We start from the raw sequence: 17,250 nt of genomic DNA, 5'->3' as shown, positions 1-17,250 counted from the left end.
GGAAGGTGGTCGCAGAGCCTATCAGGCCCTGGGATTTCAACTGCGTTGCGACCGAGGCGACGCTTGACCCTTGCTCGACAGTCAGTGGCACGGGCTTGCCATTGGATCCGCCGCGCAACCACAGGCCCCAGACTGCGACCAAGGCCGCCGCCACCAGCAGGATCGCGGCGCCGGCAAGCTTGCGCATGGGGTTAGTTGACCGCCTTCATGATCAGCGAGGCGTTGGTGCCGCCGAAGCCGAAGCTGTTGTTGAGCACGGCCTTGATCTTGCGCTCCTTGGCCTTGTGCGGGACGAGGTCGACACCCGCGCAATTCTCGCTCGGATTGTCGAGGTTGAGCGTGGGCGGCGCGACCTGATCGCGCATCGCGAGGATGCAGAAGATCGATTCGACCGCGCCGGCGCCGCCGAGCAGATGCCCGATCGCCGACTTGGTCGAGCTCATCGACAGTTCGCCGATATGGTTGCCGAACAGCTTGCGGACCGCGCCCAGCTCGAGCTCGTCGCCGAGCGGCGTCGAGGTGCCGTGCGCGTTGATATAGTCGATGTCGCCGAGGTCGAGCCCCGACTTGCGCATCGCCATCTGCATCGATCGGAACGCGCCCGAACCCTCGGGATGCGGCGCCGTCACGTGATAGGCGTCGCCCGACAGGCCATAGCCGATCACCTCGGCATAGATCTTCGCGCCGCGCTTCTTGGCGTGCTCATATTCCTCGAGCACCACCACGCCGGCGCCCTCGCCCATCACGAAGCCGTCGCGGTCAACGTCATAGGGACGGCTGGCCTTGGTCGGGTCGTCACGGAAGCTGGTCGACAGCGCACGCGCCTGGCCGAAGCCGGCGATGCCGATCGGGCAGATCGCGCTCTCGGCGCCGCCGGCGAGCATGATGTCGGCGTCGTCCATCGCGATCATCCGCGCGGCGTCGCCGATCGAGTGCGCGCCGGTGGAGCAGGCGGTGACGACGGCGTGGTTGGGGCCCATCAGCCCGTATTTGATCGAGACCTGGCCCGAGATCAGGTTGATCAGGCGGCCATGGACGAAGTGCGGCGAGACGCGCTTGGGCCCCTTTTCGGCGAGCACCAGCGATTCGCTCTCGATGCCCGGCAGGCCACCGATACCCGAGCCGATCGAGCAGCCCGCGCGCAGGCGCAGCTCCTCGCTCATGTCGAGCAGACCGGCGTCCTCGATCGCCTGTCCGGCCGCGTCGATGCCGTAGACGATGAACGGATCCACCTGGCGCTGGATCTTGTGATCGACGCGCTTGCCGGGATCGAAGCCATATTCATGGTCGGCCGGTTTCACTTCGCAGGCATAATTGCTCTGGAAGTCGGTCGCGTCGAAGCGCGTGATCGTGGCCGCCCCCGACTTGGCGGCGATGATGTTCTTCCAGGCCGTCTCGACATCGGCACCCAGCGGGGTGACGAGCCCGAGGCCGGTTACGACTACGCGGCGCATGGCGTTCTCTCCGTCAATCTTCTGTCATCGGGACCAAATCCCGGAAAACGAAACGGCTCCCCGCCCTCTCTCTCGAGCCCGGACGGGAAGCCGCTATATGGCAATGCCGGCCCATCCGGGCAGGTCGCCGGAAAGGCGATCAGCCTTCCTGATGCTCGCTGATGTACGAGACCGCGTCGCCGACCGTGGTGATCTTCTCGGCCGCATCGTCGGGGATCTCGACGCCGAACTCTTCCTCGAAAGCCATGACCAGCTCGACGATGTCGAGGCTGTCCGCACCCAGATCGTCGATGAAGCTCGCTTCGGGCTTCACTTCGCCGGCATCGACGCCGAGATGGTCGACGACGAGCGCGGCAACGCGCTGGGTGATCTCTTCCTGGTTGGCCATAGTCCCTGTTTTCCTTTGTCTGGGGCTCTGAATTCCGTGTGAACGCACCTAGAATGCCGGGGGTGCCGTTGCAAGGGGGGACACCTGAGGGCTTAGCCTTCAGGCCTGCGAAAAGTCGAAGCTCGCATACTGAATCGTGCTGAGGAAGGCGAAATATTCGGCGAGCAGTTCGGCATTCTCGCGCGTCTGCTTCGCCTCATCGGTCACCGATCCCTTGATCAGCTCCTGGTTCTCCGCCGCGGTGAGCGGGCGGTTGCGCGTCTCCTCGGGCAGCGTCTGGAAGCGGTCCTCGAGCGTCGCGGCCTCGAAGCCGCGCTCGGCTATCACGCGCTCGGCGATCGGCAGGCCGAGCTTGGCCAGCGTATAGACACGCGCCGCCTTTATCGCCGCTTCGGACCAATCATGCTCGAGCCCGCACGCCGCCGCCGCGCTGGCGATGCTGCCGCCCACCGCGGGATCGTAGCTCGGCCGCTTGCCGCTCTCCACCATGTTTCGCGAGACGTCGGCGTGCAGCTTCGCGGTGACGGCGGGCGCAAGCTTGCCCGCGACGCAGTCGATCGTCGCGAGATCGGCGGCGTGCGCGGGCATGGCGAACGTGAGCAAGGCGGCGATTGCGATGATGCGCATGAAGATCACTCCGGCCCCGGGACTCAGAGCATCGCCATCCCGCCGTTCACATGCAAGGTCTGGCCGGTGACGTACCCGGCTTCCTTGCTGGCGAGATAGACCACCGCCGCGGCGATATCCTCGCCATAGCCGAGATCGCCTGCAGGGATGCGGCCGAGCAAGGCGGTCTTCTGCGCCTCGGGCAGCACGTCGGTCATCGCGGAGCGGATGAAGCCGGGGGCGACGCAGTTGACGGTGATGTTGCGGCTGGCGAGCTCCTGCGCGAGCGCCTTGGACATGCCGACGAGGCCCGCCTTGGACGCGGCATAGTTCGCCTGGCCCGGATTGCCGGTGGCGCCGACGACCGAGGTGATCGAGATCATCCGGCCGAAGCGCGCCTTCATCATCGGCTTGGCGGCGGCGCGCATCAGGCGGAACGCGGCCTCGAGGTTGACGCGGATCACCTGATCCCACTCCTCGTCCTTCATCCGCATCGCGAGATTGTCGCGGGTGACGCCGGCATTGTTGACGAGGATGTCGAGCTTGCCGAGCGCTTCCACGGCCTGCGGCACGAGCGCGTCGACCGCGGCGCCGTCGGACAGGTTGCAGGGGAGCGCGACATGATCGCCGCCGAGCTCGGCGCGAAAGGCCTCGAGCTTCTCGGCATTGGAGCCGGAAACCGCCAGCCGGGCGCCCTGCGCGGCGAGGCCCTTGGCGATCGCCGAACCGATCCCGCCCGAAGCGCCGGTGACGAGTGCGGTCATGCCTGTGAGGTCGAACATGCTTTGATCCTTATTTTATTCGCGCAGAGGCGCAGAGGACGCAGAGGGGTTATGGTTGTTGACGAGACGCCGGATGCCTTCCTTGAGCGTCTCGCCGCCGAAATTGATGAGCAGCCCTACGGGTTGTCCGGTCAGCCGAAGATAAGTCAGCAATTGCTTCGCGTGTACCGGCGCCAGCCGCTCGACTGACTTCACTTCGACGAGCAAACGCTCGTCGATCAACAAATCTATCCGAAAAGCAGATTCGACGCGCACACCCTCGAATTCGATATCGATCGCGCGCTGCGTGGCGACGGGATAACCCATGGAGCGAAGGCGCGCGGCAAGAACAGCTTCATAAACGCTCTCAAGGAGCCCTGGACCGAGCTCACGATGCAAACGGATCGCCACATCGACGACGTCGCCGCTGATCCGATCGATGTCCTTCAATACACCGCTCTCTGCGTCCTCTGCGCCTCTGCGCGAACTCACTATCTCCCGACTAAAGCGATTTCACCAGCGCCTCGATGTCGTCCATCGTGACGAGGCTGGTGGAGGTGGCGTCGGGGGCGATGCGCTTGACCATGCCGGCGAGGACCTTGCCGCCGAACTCGACGAATTCGGTCACGCCCGCTTCCTGCATCGCCAGCACCGATTCACGCCAGCGCACCATGCCGGTGACCTGCTCGACCAGCAGAGTGCGGATCGTGGCCGGGTCGACCACCGGGGCGGCGGTGACGTTGGCGTAGACGGGAACCAGCGGCGACTGCACCGCGACCGCGGCCAGCGCTTCCTCCATCGCGTCGGCGGCGGGCTGCATCAGCGGGCAGTGGAACGGTGCGGAGACCGGCAGCAGCAGCGCGCGCTTGGCGCCCATCTCCTTGGCGAGCGGCAACGCGCGCTCGACCGCCTCGCGGTGGCCCGAGATCACGACCTGCGAAGGATCATTGTCGTTGGCGACAGTGCACACCTGCCCCTCGGCCGCGGCATCGGCGATCGCCTGCGCCTTGGCGAGATCGGCGCCGAGCAACGCCGCCATCGCGCCGACGCCGACCGGCACCGCCGCCTGCATCGCGTTGCCGCGCGCGCGCAGCAGCCGCGCAGTGGTGGCGAGGTCGAAGGCGCCCGCGGCGCAGAGCGCGGTATACTCGCCCAGGCTGTGCCCGGCGACGAAATCGGCCTTGTCGGCGAGGCGGATGCCCCCTTCCCTCTCAAGTACGCGCAGCACCGCGATGGCGTTCGCCATGATCGCCGGCTGGGCATTGGCGGTGAGCGTGAGTTCGTCCTCAGGCCCTTCCGCCATCAGCTTCGAGAGATTCTGGCCGAGCGCTTCGTCGACTTCCTGGAAGACCTCGCGTGCATGCGGGCTCGCCGCGGCGAGCGCGCTCCCCATGCCGACGGCCTGGCTGCCCTGGCCAGGGAAGATGAATGCGCGCATGTGCCTCTCCTCGGGTTCAGGCGGCGCGGGTTAGAGCCGTTGGGGGATGGGAGCAAGAGGTCGCCGGCCTGTCACCCACAATGAACGGCGGGGCCCCGGCTCCGCCGTTTTCCACGTCTCTTTTCGGGACCCTCGTGGAAATTTCGGGGGCTCGTGCGTTAACGGTCGTTAACCGTAACGAGCCGCGCGTGCACCATACCGATTCTTCCTTTCCCATCGCATTGCGCGGCCGCAGGCGCTGGCCTCTCTACGTGCGGGTCGTGCTGCTGAGCCTGCCCGCGCTCGGACTGCTGCCGATCCTCGACATGGCGCAGGCCTCGCGGCAGACAGGCGGCCCTACGCCCGAAGCGCCACGCGCGCGACCGGGCCAGATCGACCGGCCCGCAACCATCACGCTCGGCGCGCTCATCGAAGTACAGCGGCGCGAGCGAGAGCAGCGCCGCGCGATCGCCGCGGCGGAGCTGCTGGTGGAGGAAACGCCGTCGGGCGAGAGCTGGCAGGCGCAGCTCGGCGCGTTCCGCTCCGCCGATGCCGCCGAGCGCCAGCGGGCGCGGCTGATGGAGGCGGCGAACCTGCCGGTCGTGGTGCGGCAGGCGGGCGCGCTTCACCGGCTGGAGAGCCTCCCCGCCCTGCGCGCCGATACCGAGACGCTTTGCGCGCGCGCCCAGGCCAGCGGCATGGATTGCTTCGTGCGCCGGGCGGCGGATGCGATCTGATTCCGCGTCACTCCGGCCCAAGACCGGGGTGACGCACAAGAGATAACGCGCTTACCGCTTGCATTTCCGTCGCTTTGCCCGCATAGGCCGCGCCAGCCGGGGTGGAGACGTGTCTCCGCCCCCGCTTGCTTTTGAGACGACAGCCGGAGGGGCGCCGCACATGGGGTGCGCGTCAGCGATCGGCCAACAGGAAGAGAATATATGGCTCTTTACGAGCATGTGTTCCTTGCGCGCCAGGATCTGGCACAGGCGCAAGTGGACGCTCTGGCGGAAGCCGCCACCAAGATCGTCGAGGACAATCAGGGCAAGGTCGTCAAGACCGAGACCTGGGGTCTCCGCAGCCTCGCCTATCGCATCGCCAAGAACCGCAAGGCGCATTATGTGATGCTCGAGATCGACGCGCCCGCGGGCGTGGTCGCCGAGCTCGAGCGCCAGACGCAGATCAACGAGGACGTCATCCGCTACATGACCGTCAAGGTCGATGCGCTGGAAGAAGGTCCGAGCGTGATGATGCGCAAGGGCCAGGACCGCGAGCGTGGCCGTGGCCGTCGCGACCGCGACGAGGCCGGCAACACCGGTTTCGGCGAGTAAGGAGCTTATAGATCATGGCACGCCCGTTTTTCCGCCGCCGCAAGAGCTGCCCCTTCTCCGCGAAGGACGCGCCCCGGATCGATTACAAGGACGTCCGTCTGCTCCAGGGCTTCGTGTCCGAGCGCGGCAAGATCGTCCCCTCGCGCATCACTTCGGTGAGCGCGAAGAAGCAGCGCGAGCTGGCCCAGGCCATCAAGCGCGCGCGTCACCTGGGCCTGCTGCCCTACATCGTTAAGTAAGGAGCGCCAGAATGGACGTCATTCTGCTGGAACGCGTCGAGAAGCTCGGCGCCATCGGCGACGTGGTGAAGGTCAAGGACGGCTTCGCCCGTAACTACCTGCTGCCGAACAAGAAGGCGCTGCGCGCCAACGAAGCCAACCGCAAGGTCTTCGAGGCCAACCGCGCCCGCATCGAGTCCGAAAACGCGGCACGCCGCGGCGAGGCCGAGAAGGAAGCAGGCAACTTCAACGACGTGTCGGTCACGCTGATCCGTCAGGCCTCGAACACCGGCCAGCTCTACGGCTCGGTCGCGGTGCGCGACCTGGTCGAGGCGATCACCGCCGACGGCCACAAGGTCACCAAGAGCCAGATCGTGCTCGACCGTCCGATCAAGTCGATCGGCGTGTACGAAGTGCGCGTCGCGCTGCACCCCGAGGTGTCGGTGACCGTCAAGGTCAACGTCGCCCGCTCGCCGGAAGAGGCCGAGATGCAGTCGCAGGGCGTCGACGTGATGTCGGCGATGTTCGAGAAGGACGAGGCCGGCTTCACCGAGGATTACGATCCCAACGCCGAGCCGGGCGCGACCGCCGAAGTGCAGGCAGCACCTGCCGAGGACGAGAACGCCGAGGGCTGAGGCCTTCGCCGCGACAGGAAACGGGCCGCTCCGGAGCATCCGGGGCGGCCTTTTTCGTTGCGCGCGACTTGGCCGGTTGCCATCGGGCCGGAATCACGGTTAATCCCGGAGTATCCGCACGCATTGCCAGTGGCTTAGGGTGCGGGCGGTCACCATCCATATCCGGCGCGCGCGGGGCGCGACGGGGTTCGGGGGGAACGAGTTTCATGCGTATCGGGCGTTTCGCGGCCTGTGTCCTTGCCGCGTGTTCCGGGTTGTTGGTCGCCGCCGCCGAGCCGCGCGGCAGTTCACTCGAAGCGCAGGTGCTCGCGCGGATCAACCACGCCCGCCAGAATCCCCGCGCCTATGCCGACGAGCTGCGCGAACTGCGCGACTATTTCGAGGGCGACATCCTCTATCTGCCCGGTGAGCCCGAAGGAATCGCCACGCGCGAGGGCGTTTCGGCGGTCGACGAGGCGATCGACTTTCTCGAGCGCCAGGCGCCCCTGCCCCCGCTGGATCGCGGCGACCTGCTGGCGCTGGCTGCCCAAGACCATGCCTATGACCAGGGCGAGACCGGCTCGACCGGGCACCGGTCGAGCGACGGCGCGGGTCCGGGCGAGCGGGTGCGCCGCCGCGGCGGCGACATCTTCGTCGGCGAGAGCATCTCCTACGGCATGGCCGACGCCGATTCCGTGGTGCGCCAGCTGATCGTCGACGACGGCGTCCCCGGCCGCGGCCACCGCACCCTGTTGTTCAAGCGCGATTTCCGCTTCGCCGGAGTCGGCTGCAGCGACCATCGCCGCTACGGCGCGATGTGCGTGGTCGATCTCGCCGCGACGGCGGACGGCCAACCGGCGATGCCGCGCTGGGCGGGCAGCGGAGCAACCCGCGGCACGCCGGTGCGCGCCCGCGCGCGCTGAGGCCTGCGCGCCGAGGCGTCCGTTACTGGGTGGAACTCATGCCGCCGCCTTGATTCCGGCGGTCGCGGAAATTCTCCGCCTGCCGCTCGTTCTCGGCATTGAATTTGGCCCATTCGGCTTTGGTCATGCACTTACGCTTGGCCATGATGCTGCCGGTGGGCGTCATCGCGCGGCAGATCTTCTTTTCCTTCGCCGGCTCGGTCGCAGCCTGCGGCTGCGCCGCGTCCTGCGCGGCGGCGGCGCTCGAGACCAGGCAAATGGCGGCAAGCGCCGCACAGGTACGGACCAACATCACGTGGATTCCCTCTTCTGAAGCAAGCCGCATAACACGCTGTACTAGCTGAGTATAGCAGACAGCGTAGCTCCGGTGGCACCAGGGCTATGCGGCAAGGTTATGCACTCATTTGCGCCCGAACAGCTTCTCGATATCGCCATGGGCGAGCTTCACCCAGGTGGGCCGGCCATGGTTGCACTGGCCCGAATGCGGGGTGACTTCCATCTCGCGGAGCAGCGCGTTCATCTCGGCGACCGAGAGGATACGGCCCGCGCGCACCGAGCCGTGGCACGCCATGGTCGAGGCGACATGGTCGAGGCGCTCCTTCAGGGACAAGGCCTCGTCGAAGCTGGCGAGCTCGTCGGCGAGATCGGTGACTAGCCCCAAGACGTCGCCCTGGCCCAGGGCCGCGGGCGTCGCGCGGACGAGCATGGCGCGCGGGCCGAAGCGCTCGAGCTCGAGCCCGAACTGGGCCAGTTCCGCGATGCGCGCCTCGAGCCGGTCGCAGCCGGGCTCATCGAGCTCGACGACTTCGGGGAGGAGCAATGCCTGGCTCGCGACGTTGCCGCCCTGCATCGCGCGGCGCATCCGCTCGAGGACGAGGCGCTCGTGCGCCGCATGCTGGTCGACCAGGACGAGGCCGTCCTCGGCCTCGGCGACGATATAGGTCTTGGCGACCTGCCCGCGGGCGACGCCGAGCGGGAAGTCGATCGTCTGCGGAACCGGCGCATGCGCGGCCTCGGCGCGGGCCTGGGGCGGCGGAGTCATGAAGGTCGGGCGGCGATCGTGCAACGCGAGGCCGGAATAGTGCTTGAGTCCCTCTCCTGCGGGGGAGGAAGTCTCACTGGTACCTGAGCCTGCGGACAGGCCCCACCCCAACCCAGTGTCAGGTGAATAGCGCCCCGCGCTATTCAGGTCAGGCTGGGAGCCTGACCGACCTGACACTCCTGAAGGGGAGGGGCTTTCCGAGGTCCACATCCCCAGCGCGGCCTCGCTGGGGCGCTGGACGCTGCGGTGGCCGGCTTCGTCGAGCGCGCGCCTGAGGCCGCTGACGATCATGCCGCGCACGAGCGCTGGGTCGCGGAAGCGGACTTCGGTCTTGGCGGGGTGGACGTTGACGTCGACCTGGTCGGCGGGAACGTCGAGGAACAGGGCGACCACGGGGTGCCGGTCGCGCGCGAGCATCTCCGCATAGGCGCCGCGCACCGCGCCCGCGAGCAGCCGGTCCTTCACGGGGCGGCCGTTGACGAACAGATATTGGTGGTCCGCCACCCCGCGGTTGAAGGTCGGCAGCCCGGCGACGCCGCCGAGCATCAGGCTCTCGCGCGCGAAGTCGATCGCGACGCTGTTTTCCGCGAGGTCGCGATCGGTGAGCGCCGCGACGCGCTCGGGCCGCGTCTCGCCGCCCTGGACCGACAGCACCCGCCGGCCGTCATGCTCGACCGAGAAGGCGATGTCGGACCGCGCCATCGCAAGGCGCTTCACCACGTCGAGACTGGCGCCATATTCGGCGCGCGCCGAGCGGAGGAACTTCCGCCGCGCCGGCACCCGCGCGAACAATTGCTCGACCCGCACCCGCGTCCCCGGCGGCAGCGCGGCCGGCCCCTCGGCCACGACCTCGCCATTGTCGACGGTGCGCGACCAGCCGTCGGCGCCGCGCACCCGGCTCTCGATCGTCAGCCGGGCGACGCTGGCGATCGAAGGCAACGCTTCGCCGCGAAAACCCAACGTCGCAACGGCTTCGATCGCATCGTCGGGAAGCTTCGAGGTTGCATGACGCTCGAGCGCGAGCGCCATGTCGGCGGCGTTCATGCCGCATCCGTCATCGATCACCTCGATCAATTCGGTGCCGCCGGCGGCGAGACGGACGGCGATCCGCGCCGCTCCCGCGTCGATCGCGTTTTCGACCAGTTCTTTCAGCGCACTGGCGGGGCGTTCGACCACCTCCCCGGCTGCAATTCGGTTGACAAGATGCTCAGGGAGACGGCGTATTGACATGGCAGTCTGTCTAGCCCAACGGGCGGCATCCCGCGACCCGCAAGCGCATGCACCGAGATGGATTTTCCCAGTCCGTTCCGGAAGGGTCCGGACTAAATCTGGTGCGAACAGCCGACGGCGGGCGCCCGTGCGGCAGGACGGAACAACGAATGGCTTTTTCCCGCTTTTTCAAATTCATGTCCCACGACATGGCGATCGATCTGGGTACTGCGAACACCGTCGTCTATCTTCGCGGGCGCGGCGTCGTCCTCAACGAACCGTCGGTGGTGGCGGTCGAGACGCTGAACGGCGTCAAGCGGGTCAAGGCAGTCGGCGACGACGCCAAGCTGATGATGGGCAAGACGCCCGGCTCGATCGAGGCGATTCGTCCGCTTCGCGACGGCGTGATCGCCGACATCGACGTCGCCGAGCAGATGATCAAGCACTTCATCCAGAAGGTGCACGGGCAGCGTCGCTTCATGCGCTGGCCGCAGATCGTGATCTGCGTGCCCTCGGGCTCCACTTCGGTCGAGCGCCGCGCGATCCGCGATGCCGCGTCGAACGCCGGCGCCAGCCAGGTCTGGCTGATCGAGGAGCCGATGGCCGCCGCGATCGGCGCCGACATGCCCGTCACCGAGCCGATCGGCTCGATGGTGGTCGATATCGGTGGCGGCACCACCGAAGTCGCGGTGCTCTCGCTGCGCGGCCTGGCCTATTCCACCTCGGTCCGCGTCGGCGGCGACAAGATGGACGAGGCGATCGTCTCGTACGTCCGCCGCAACCATAACCTGCTGATCGGCGAGGCCACCGCCGAGCGGATCAAGCAGGAAGTCGGCGTCGCCAAGCCGCCCGCGGACGGCATCGGCACGACGATCCACATCAAGGGCCGCGACCTCGTCAACGGCGTGCCCAAGGAAATCCAGATCAACCAGGGCCAGATCGCCGAGGCGCTCAGCGAGCCCGTCGGCACGATCGTCGAGGGCGTGCGCATCGCGCTCGAGAACACCGCGCCCGAGCTGGCCGCCGACATCGTCGACCAGGGCATCGTGCTCACCGGCGGCGGCGCGCTGCTCCAGGGGCTCGACGAAGTGCTCCGCGACGAGACCGGCCTGCCGGTCACCGTGGCCGAGGATCCGCTGACCTGCGTCGCGCTCGGCACCGGGCGCGCGCTCGAGGATCCCGTGTTCCGCGGCGTGCTCATCCAGGTCTAAGGGGCAAGCGGGACATGGCGCCGCCACGCAACCGGCGCCCCGGATTTTCGCGGCGGGCGCAGTACGGGCTCTTCATCGGCTATGTGGGCGCGGTCGGCGGGGCGCTGATCGGCGCCGTCCTGCTGCTGCTCTCGACGTTCAACCCACCCGCCTTCGCGGCGGTGCGCGGCGTCTTCGCCGAGATCACCACTCCGATCGCCTCGGGGTTCCATTGGGTGCGCGACGGCCTGGGGAGCATCCCCGCGGGGATCGGCAGCTATTTCAACGTGCATGGCGAGAATGCGCGGCTGAAGAAGAAGCTCGCCGACGACGCCCTGACGGTGGCACGCGCGCAGACGCTCGAGCAGGAGAACCGGCGACTGCGCGAGCTGGTCAAGCTGCGCGACGTCACCACCGACGCGATCGTCGCGGCACGGCTGGTCAACAGCTCTTCGTCGAGCACGCGGCGCTTCGCGACGCTCAATGCGGGAACCTGGCAGGGCGTCAAGCGCGGCCAGCCCGTGCGCGACCCGAACGGGCTGATCGGCCAGGTGATCGAGGCGAGCCCCAACAGCGCGCGCGTGCTGCTGCTCGTCGATGCCGAGAGCATCGTGCCGGTGCGCCGCACGCGCGATGGGCTTCCGGCGATCGCATCGGGCCGCGGTGACGGGCTGATCGACATCCGCTCGGCGAGCGTCGCGACCATGGGGTTCCGTCCAGGCGACGCGTTCGTCACCTCGGGCACCGGCGGCGTCTTCTCGCCCAACATCCCGGTCGCGCGGGTGATCCGCACCCAGGGCGACATCGCGGTCGCCCAGCCCGCCGTCAATCCCGACGCGCTCGACTTCGCTTTGGTCCAGCAGACCTTCCTGCCCGAACCGACGCCGACCCCCACCGCCTCCCCCTCTCCCTCCGGCACCGCGCAGCCCAAGGCGGCGCCGTGAGCGGAATCGAATTCATCCCGATGGGGCATTCGGAGAAGCCGCCGCGCGCGGTCTGGCTCGCGCCTCTGTCGGTGATGCTCGGCTCGCTGATGACGCTGGCGCCGGTGATCGCGGTGGTGCCCTTCCTGCCGCCGTTCGGGCTGATGGTGCTGCTCGGCTGGCGAATGGTGCGCGGAGATTCGATGCGCGTCTGGATGCCGGTGCTGCTCGGCTTCTTCGACGACATGGTGAGCGGCCAGCCGCTCGGCTCGGCGATGCTGCTCTGGACAATGTGCGTACTGGCGATCGACGTGCTAGATACGCGATTGGTATGGCGCGATTTCTGGCAGGATTGGCTGATCGCGTCGGGCGCCATCGGCTTCTGCCTGATCGCCGGACGGTTCGTTGCCTCGCCCTTCGGTTCGCACGTCGATACCGCGTTGCTGCTGCAGGTGCTGACCTCCGCGGCGCTGTTTCCGCTGATCTACCGGCTCTGCGCCTGGTTCGACAGCGATGTGAGGAAGCATTGAGGTGCTGAAGGTCACCGAGGCCTCGCAGGCCTACAGCTTCTCGCGCCGGGCATTGCTGATGGGCGGCGCTCAGGGTGCGGTCGCGCTGGCCCTGGCCGGGCGGATGACCTGGCTCGCGGTGTTCGAGAACGAGCGCTACAAGCTGCTGGCCGAGGACAATCGCGTCAGCCTGACGCTGAGCCCGCCGCGCCGCGGCTGGATCGTCGACCGGAACGGCCAGCCGCTCGCCAACAACCGCACCGATTTCCGCGTCGACCTGATCCCCGATCGGCTGGAGAAGCGCGAGGAGACGCTCGTCGAGCTCCAGCGCATCCTGGCGCTCACGCCCGAGGACATGGCGCGCATCCGCACCGACCTGAAGCGCGCGGCGGGCTTCCAGCCGGTATCGGTGAAGGAGAATCTCGGCTGGGAGCAGTTCGCGGCGGTCAGCGTGCGGCTGCCCGAGCTCCCCGGCGTGGCGCCCAGCCGCGGCTTCGCGCGCAACTATCCGATCGGCGCGGCGGTCGGCCATCTGGTGGGCTATGTCGGCACCGCCTCCGCCGAGCAATATCAGAAGGAGAAAGATCCCCTTCTCGTCACGCCCGGCTTCAAGCTGGGCAAGGACGGGCTGGAGAAGACGCTCGAGAGCCGGCTGCGCGGCACGCCCGGGGCCAAGCGGGTCGAGGTCACCGCCCGCGGCAAGCTGGTGCGCGAGCTCGCCACGCGCGCGGACAAGCCGGGGCAGACGATCAAGCTGACCATCGATGCCGGGCTGCAGGAATATACGTCGCGGCGGCTGGGCAATGAATCGGGCTCGGCGATCGTGTTCGACTGCATGACCGGCCACATCCTCGCGATGGCGTCGATGCCGGCCTATGACCCCAATGCCTTTTCCGACGGGATCAGCCGCAGCGAGTGGCGGATGCTGTCCGAGGACGATCACATCCCGCTGATGAACAAGTCGCTGCAGGGGCTCTATCCCCCGGGATCGACGTTCAAGCCCGCCACGGCGCTGGCGGCGCTGACTGCGGGAGTGGATCCGCAGCGCGTGGTCTATTGCAACGGCGGCTACACGCTCGGCAACCGCCGCTTCGGCTGCCTCGGCCGGCACGGGCCGATGACGATGCACACCGCGATCGCGCGCAGCTGCAACACCTATTTCTACACGGTCGGGCGCGAGATCGGGATCGACCGGATCGCGGCGGCGGCGCGCGCGCTCGGCTTCGGCGCCGAGCATGCGCTGCCCCTCCCCTCGCAGCGCTACGGCACCATCCCCGACGAGGCGTGGAAGCTGCGGCGCTACAAGCAGGACTGGACCCAGTCCGACACGCTCAACGCCGCGATCGGCCAGGGCTATGTGCTGGTCAGCCCGTTCCAGCTCGCGCTTTCCGCGGCGCGGATCGCCTCCGGCCTCTCCGTCGCGCCGTCGCTGCTTCATGCCCCGCCCCAGGGCTTCGCTGCCCTGCCCTTCCCCCCGGAGCATCTCGCGATCGTCCGCGCGGGGATGGACGAAGTGGTCAACGGCCACGGCACGGCCGGCGCGTCCCGCCTGCAGGTGCCGGGCATCCGCATGGGCGGGAAGACCGGCACCGCGCAGGTCCGCCGGATCATGGACCGCAACCGCGGCCAGGGCGGCGAATGGAAATATCGCGACCACGGCCTGTTCATCTGCTTCGCGCCGGTCGACAATCCGCGCTACGCCGCCTCGGTGGTGATCGAGCACGGCATGGGGGGCGCGCGCGCCGCCGCGCCGGTGGCGAAGGACGTGCTCACCTTCCTGTTCGACCGCAAGCAGGCGATGGACCGCCTCCACGCGCTCGAGGCCGGATGGGGCGGCGACATCGCCAAACGCATGGCGGCCAAGGCCGAGGCGTGGAAGGCCGCGCATGCGCCGCAGTCGGTCGTCGCGTCGCCGGTGCCCGAGGACCCCGCCCAGGCCGCCGAGAACGTCGCCTCCGCCGCCGCCAACGCATCAGTCAACGCGATCGAGCCCGACGTATCGAACCGCAGTGCCGGGGTGCCGACCGAATGAAGACGGGCAATGTCGGCGTCACGGGCATCGTGCCGCAGCCGCTCGCGGTGCTCCCGTGGCGGATCATCCTCCTGGTGCTGGCGCTCGGCAGCTTCGGGCTCGTCGTCCTCTATTCCGCAGCCGGCGGGAACCTCTACCCCTGGGCGTTCTCGCAAGGGGTGCGCTTCTTCGTGTTCCTGGGCATGGCGATCGGGCTGTCGCGCGTGCCCGAGGCCTATTGGGCGCATGCGACCTTCCCGATGTACGCGATCATCCTGCTGATGCTGATCGGCGTAGAGGCGTTGGGTGCGGTCGCCGGCGGCAGCCAGCGATGGCTCGACCTGGGCATCATCCGGCTCCAGCCCTCGGAGCTGATGAAGCCGGTGATCGTCCTCACCATGGCGCGATTCTACGAGATCCTGCCCGCGAGCGAGATCCGCAAGTTCGGCGCGCTCTGGCCGGGGGCGGTGCTGATCGGGCTTCCCGCGGCTTTGGTGATGCTCCAGCCCGATCTCGGCACCGCGCTGATGATCGTGGGCGGCGGGATCGCGGTGATGTTCCTCGCCGGGATCCCCCTCAGGCTGTTCATCGGTGGCGGGCTGGCGCTGGCGGCCGCGATCCCGCTCGTCGTCAACTTCGTGCTCCACGACTATCAGCGCAACCGCGTGCTCGTCTTCCTCGATCCCGAGAGCGATCCGCTCGGTACCGGCTATCATATCAGCCAGTCCAAGATCGCGATCGGATCGGGCGGCATCTTCGGCAAGGGCTTCCTCAACGGCACCCAGAGCCATCTCGACTACCTCCCCGAGGGCCATACGGATTTCGCGCTGGCGACGATGATGGAGGAATGGGGGCTGATGGGCGGGCTGTTCGTGATCCTCGCGTTCGGCTTCCTGATCGGCTGGGGCATCAGCGTGAGCATGCGCGCGAAGAGCCGGTTCGGCCGGCTGACCGCGGCGGGGCTCTCGGCGACGATCTTCTTCTATTCCTCGATCAACATGCTGATGGTGATGGGCCTCGCCCCTGTTGTCGGCATCCCGCTGCCGCTGATCAGCTTCGGTGGGACGGCGCAGATGACCTTCATGATCTGCTTCGGGATCCTGATGTCGATCGATCGCGAGGGCCGCCGCAAGCCGCGCTGGTAGGATTTTTCCGGGGGGTGCATTTTAGGGTTTGCAATCCGAAAAACCTCTGCTAACCGCGCCCCTCCAAACGCGGCGGCGCACTCACCAAAAGCGCCGGAAACGCCCCGGAATGGACGCATAGCTCAGTTGGTAGAGCAGCTGACTCTTAATCAGCGGGTCCTAGGTTCGAGCCCTAGTGCGTCCACCATTCTTTTCAATGACTTAGGTCCTTTCCAGCCACGATTCGAAGCCGCGGACGGCTCGAACTGTGACCATTTTTGTGACCTCGCTGTGACCCGTCAAATGGCGGCTCGCCGCCGCCCTTCGGGGGTCCATCCAACGTCAGCTGGTCGGCATAGGGCGCCAGGTGCTTCACCGACATGTGCGCGTAGCGGCGCACCATCGATTCGGACTTCCAGCCGCCCAGCTCCTGAAGCACCCAGGTGGGCACATCGTTCTGCCGTAGCCAGCTCGCCCAGGTGTGCCGCAGGTCGTGCCAGCGGAAATCCTCGATCCCGCAAGCCTTCAATGCCGCACGCCAGGTCCGGTTGTTCGCATTCCGGAGCGGCTCGCCCCGAAAGGTGAACACATGGGTCCTGTGCTTGCCCAGCTGCCGCCGGAGCACCCCCATCGCCACGTCGTTCAGCGGCACGCCGAGCGCGTCGCCATTCTTCGTGTCGCCGTGCGCGATCGTCGCGATGCGCCGATCGAGCTCGACCCGGTCCCAGGTGAGGCGGAGGATGTTGCCCTGGCGCAAGCCTGTGGCCAGCGCGAACATCACCACCTCGCGTTGATGATCCGGTAGCGCATCGAGCAGCTGCCTGGCCTGGTCATGGGTCAGATACCTGATCCGGACCTCGCCGCCCCTCGAATAGGTCTTGAACGCCGGGATGTGGTCCAGCCATTCCCACTCGCGCATCGCCTTCCGGAAGATGGCGCGGATCAGCGCCACGTAGAGATCCTTGGTGCGATCGCTCCTGCGAGCGAGCCGGCGGGAGATGATCCCGTCGATCGTGTCCCTGCTCACCTGATCAAGATACCTGCCACGCAAGCTTTTGGTGAACCACCGGATCCGGCTCACATCGTCCCGATGGGACTTCTTGTGCGCCTTCTCCTTCAGCCACCGCAGCGCCGCTTCGTCCCAGGTGCGTCTGGGCTTCCGCTTCAGCCTGGCAAGGTCCCACAGCTCGGCCTTCAGCTTGTCGTGATATTCCTCGGCCTTCTTCCGGTCTTTCGTTCCAGTAGAGCGTCTAAGGAGCGTTCCGTCCGGCGCTGTGAGCTTGACGTAGTATATTCCTGCACGGTTCCAGAGTGCCATGCCTCTGCCTCCTTGTCGTAGGCACTCAGCTGCATCCGTGCGCGCCCAGGATATCCCGCTCGAATCAGCGCAACAAGGTCGTCCTCGACGAAACGCCAGCCGCGTCCGATCTTGGTCGCGGGAACGGCGCCGCTGATGGCGTAGCTGCGCATCGTGTTGGGATGGACCCGGAGCAGCGCGGCCGCGTCTATGAGCGTGAGCAGGCGCATCGAGCG

General features: G+C 67.4%; 20 protein-coding genes, 1 tRNA gene and 1 pseudogene. 11 read left to right on the top strand and 11 right to left on the bottom strand.

The genetic code is table 11. From position 1 onward, the window contains the following. The 7 genes from MT490_RS19850 to fabD all read right to left on the bottom strand — a co-directional run. Positions 1 to 187 (bottom strand): hypothetical protein (locus MT490_RS19850; protein WP_297391498.1); only part of this gene is annotated, 187 nt, incomplete at its 3' end. 4 nt (positions 188 to 191) lie between these two features. Further along, complete coding sequence (gene fabF, locus MT490_RS19845) at positions 192 to 1,454, bottom strand: beta-ketoacyl-ACP synthase II (protein ID WP_297391496.1); 1,263 nt, start codon at positions 1,452 to 1,454, stop codon at positions 192 to 194. Between the two features lie 139 nt (positions 1,455 to 1,593). Next, on the bottom strand, positions 1,594 to 1,842 hold the full coding sequence (locus tag MT490_RS19840; RefSeq protein WP_056612581.1) for an acyl carrier protein: 249 nt from the start codon (positions 1,840 to 1,842) through the stop codon (positions 1,594 to 1,596). A 99-nt stretch (positions 1,843 to 1,941) separates the two neighbouring features. Continuing rightward, positions 1,942 to 2,469 (bottom strand): hypothetical protein, encoded by a 528-nt coding sequence (locus tag MT490_RS19835; protein ID WP_297391493.1) that lies wholly within the window; start codon positions 2,467 to 2,469, stop codon positions 1,942 to 1,944. A 23-nt stretch (positions 2,470 to 2,492) separates the two neighbouring features. Further along, positions 2,493 to 3,230 carry a 3-oxoacyl-[acyl-carrier-protein] reductase gene (fabG, locus tag MT490_RS19830; RefSeq protein WP_297391491.1) on the bottom strand — a complete coding sequence of 246 codons (738 nt, stop codon included), beginning with the start codon at positions 3,228 to 3,230 and terminating at the stop codon, positions 2,493 to 2,495. A 15-nt stretch (positions 3,231 to 3,245) separates the two neighbouring features. Continuing rightward, a complete protein-coding gene (locus tag MT490_RS19825) occupies positions 3,246 to 3,659 on the bottom strand; it encodes a GxxExxY protein (protein WP_297391489.1) in 414 nt (137 codons plus the stop codon). Positions 3,660 to 3,711: 52 nt separating this feature from the next. Beyond that, positions 3,712 to 4,647, bottom strand: coding sequence for an ACP S-malonyltransferase (gene fabD / locus MT490_RS19820; protein ID WP_297391488.1), 936 nt, complete (start codon positions 4,645 to 4,647; stop codon positions 3,712 to 3,714). 251 nt (positions 4,648 to 4,898) lie between these two features. Between fabD and MT490_RS19815 the strand changes: the two genes are divergently transcribed. The 5 genes from MT490_RS19815 to MT490_RS19795 all read left to right on the top strand — a co-directional run bounded on the left by MT490_RS19815 (position 4,899) and on the right by MT490_RS19795 (position 7,709). Next, a complete protein-coding gene (locus MT490_RS19815; RefSeq protein WP_297391486.1) occupies positions 4,899 to 5,363 on the top strand; it encodes an SPOR domain-containing protein in 465 nt (154 codons plus the stop codon). Positions 5,364 to 5,564: 201 nt separating this feature from the next. Then, on the top strand, positions 5,565 to 5,954 hold the full coding sequence (rpsF, locus tag MT490_RS19810; RefSeq protein WP_297391484.1) for a 30S ribosomal protein S6: 390 nt from the start codon (positions 5,565 to 5,567) through the stop codon (positions 5,952 to 5,954). A 14-nt stretch (positions 5,955 to 5,968) separates the two neighbouring features. Next, positions 5,969 to 6,193, top strand: coding sequence for a 30S ribosomal protein S18 (rpsR, locus tag MT490_RS19805; protein ID WP_010543816.1), 225 nt, complete (start codon positions 5,969 to 5,971; stop codon positions 6,191 to 6,193). 11 nt (positions 6,194 to 6,204) lie between these two features. Continuing rightward, entirely contained in the window at positions 6,205 to 6,807 is a 603-nt protein-coding gene (gene rplI, locus MT490_RS19800; protein ID WP_297391482.1) for a 50S ribosomal protein L9, read from the top strand. 206 nt (positions 6,808 to 7,013) lie between these two features. Continuing rightward, positions 7,014 to 7,709, top strand: coding sequence for a CAP domain-containing protein (locus MT490_RS19795; RefSeq protein WP_297391480.1), 696 nt, complete (start codon positions 7,014 to 7,016; stop codon positions 7,707 to 7,709). Positions 7,710 to 7,731: 22 nt separating this feature from the next. On the opposite strand, the gene MT490_RS19790 is transcribed toward MT490_RS19795, so the two are convergent. Continuing rightward, positions 7,732 to 8,001, bottom strand: coding sequence for a hypothetical protein (locus MT490_RS19790; RefSeq protein WP_297391478.1), 270 nt, complete (start codon positions 7,999 to 8,001; stop codon positions 7,732 to 7,734). A 108-nt stretch (positions 8,002 to 8,109) separates the two neighbouring features. Next, entirely contained in the window at positions 8,110 to 9,981 is a 1,872-nt protein-coding gene (mutL, locus tag MT490_RS19785; RefSeq protein WP_297391477.1) for a DNA mismatch repair endonuclease MutL, read from the bottom strand. A gap of 149 nt (positions 9,982 to 10,130) precedes the next feature. Between mutL and MT490_RS19780 the strand changes: the two genes are divergently transcribed. The 6 genes from MT490_RS19780 to MT490_RS19755 all read left to right on the top strand — a co-directional run bounded on the left by MT490_RS19780 (position 10,131) and on the right by MT490_RS19755 (position 15,925). Continuing rightward, complete coding sequence (locus MT490_RS19780) at positions 10,131 to 11,171, top strand: rod shape-determining protein (protein ID WP_077509254.1); 1,041 nt, start codon at positions 10,131 to 10,133, stop codon at positions 11,169 to 11,171. Positions 11,172 to 11,185: 14 nt separating this feature from the next. Then, on the top strand, positions 11,186 to 12,094 hold the full coding sequence (mreC, locus tag MT490_RS19775) for a rod shape-determining protein MreC (protein ID WP_297391474.1): 909 nt from the start codon (positions 11,186 to 11,188) through the stop codon (positions 12,092 to 12,094). Then, complete coding sequence (gene mreD, locus MT490_RS19770; RefSeq protein WP_297391472.1) at positions 12,091 to 12,603, top strand: rod shape-determining protein MreD; 513 nt, start codon at positions 12,091 to 12,093, stop codon at positions 12,601 to 12,603. Before mreC ends, mreD begins: the two co-directional genes overlap by 4 nt. Before the next feature lie 58 nt (positions 12,604 to 12,661). Continuing rightward, positions 12,662 to 14,614 (top strand): penicillin-binding protein 2, encoded by a 1,953-nt coding sequence (gene mrdA / locus MT490_RS19765; protein ID WP_297391504.1) that lies wholly within the window; start codon positions 12,662 to 12,664, stop codon positions 14,612 to 14,614. Next, a complete protein-coding gene (rodA, locus tag MT490_RS19760; RefSeq protein WP_297391470.1) occupies positions 14,611 to 15,738 on the top strand; it encodes a rod shape-determining protein RodA in 1,128 nt (375 codons plus the stop codon). The genes mrdA and rodA overlap by 4 nt, the downstream gene beginning before the upstream one ends. 111 nt (positions 15,739 to 15,849) lie before the next feature. Next, positions 15,850 to 15,925, top strand: a tRNA-Lys gene (locus MT490_RS19755). 6 nt (positions 15,926 to 15,931) lie between these two features. On the opposite strand, the gene MT490_RS19750 is transcribed toward MT490_RS19755, so the two are convergent. Next, a complete protein-coding gene (locus MT490_RS19750) occupies positions 15,932 to 17,035 on the bottom strand; it encodes a site-specific integrase (RefSeq protein ID WP_297391467.1) in 1,104 nt (367 codons plus the stop codon). A gap of 68 nt (positions 17,036 to 17,103) precedes the next feature. Continuing rightward, a pseudogene (locus tag MT490_RS20375) lies at positions 17,104 to 17,244 on the bottom strand (helix-turn-helix domain-containing protein); the annotation flags it as partial. Between the last annotated feature and the right edge of the window lie 6 nt (positions 17,245 to 17,250).

This window comes from Sphingomonas sp., from assembly GCF_026460985.1.
Classification (GTDB): domain Bacteria; phylum Pseudomonadota; class Alphaproteobacteria; order Sphingomonadales; family Sphingomonadaceae; genus Sphingomonas.
The sequence above is the reverse complement of the archived record's forward strand: the minus strand, read 5'-3'. Positions and strand labels throughout refer to the sequence as shown.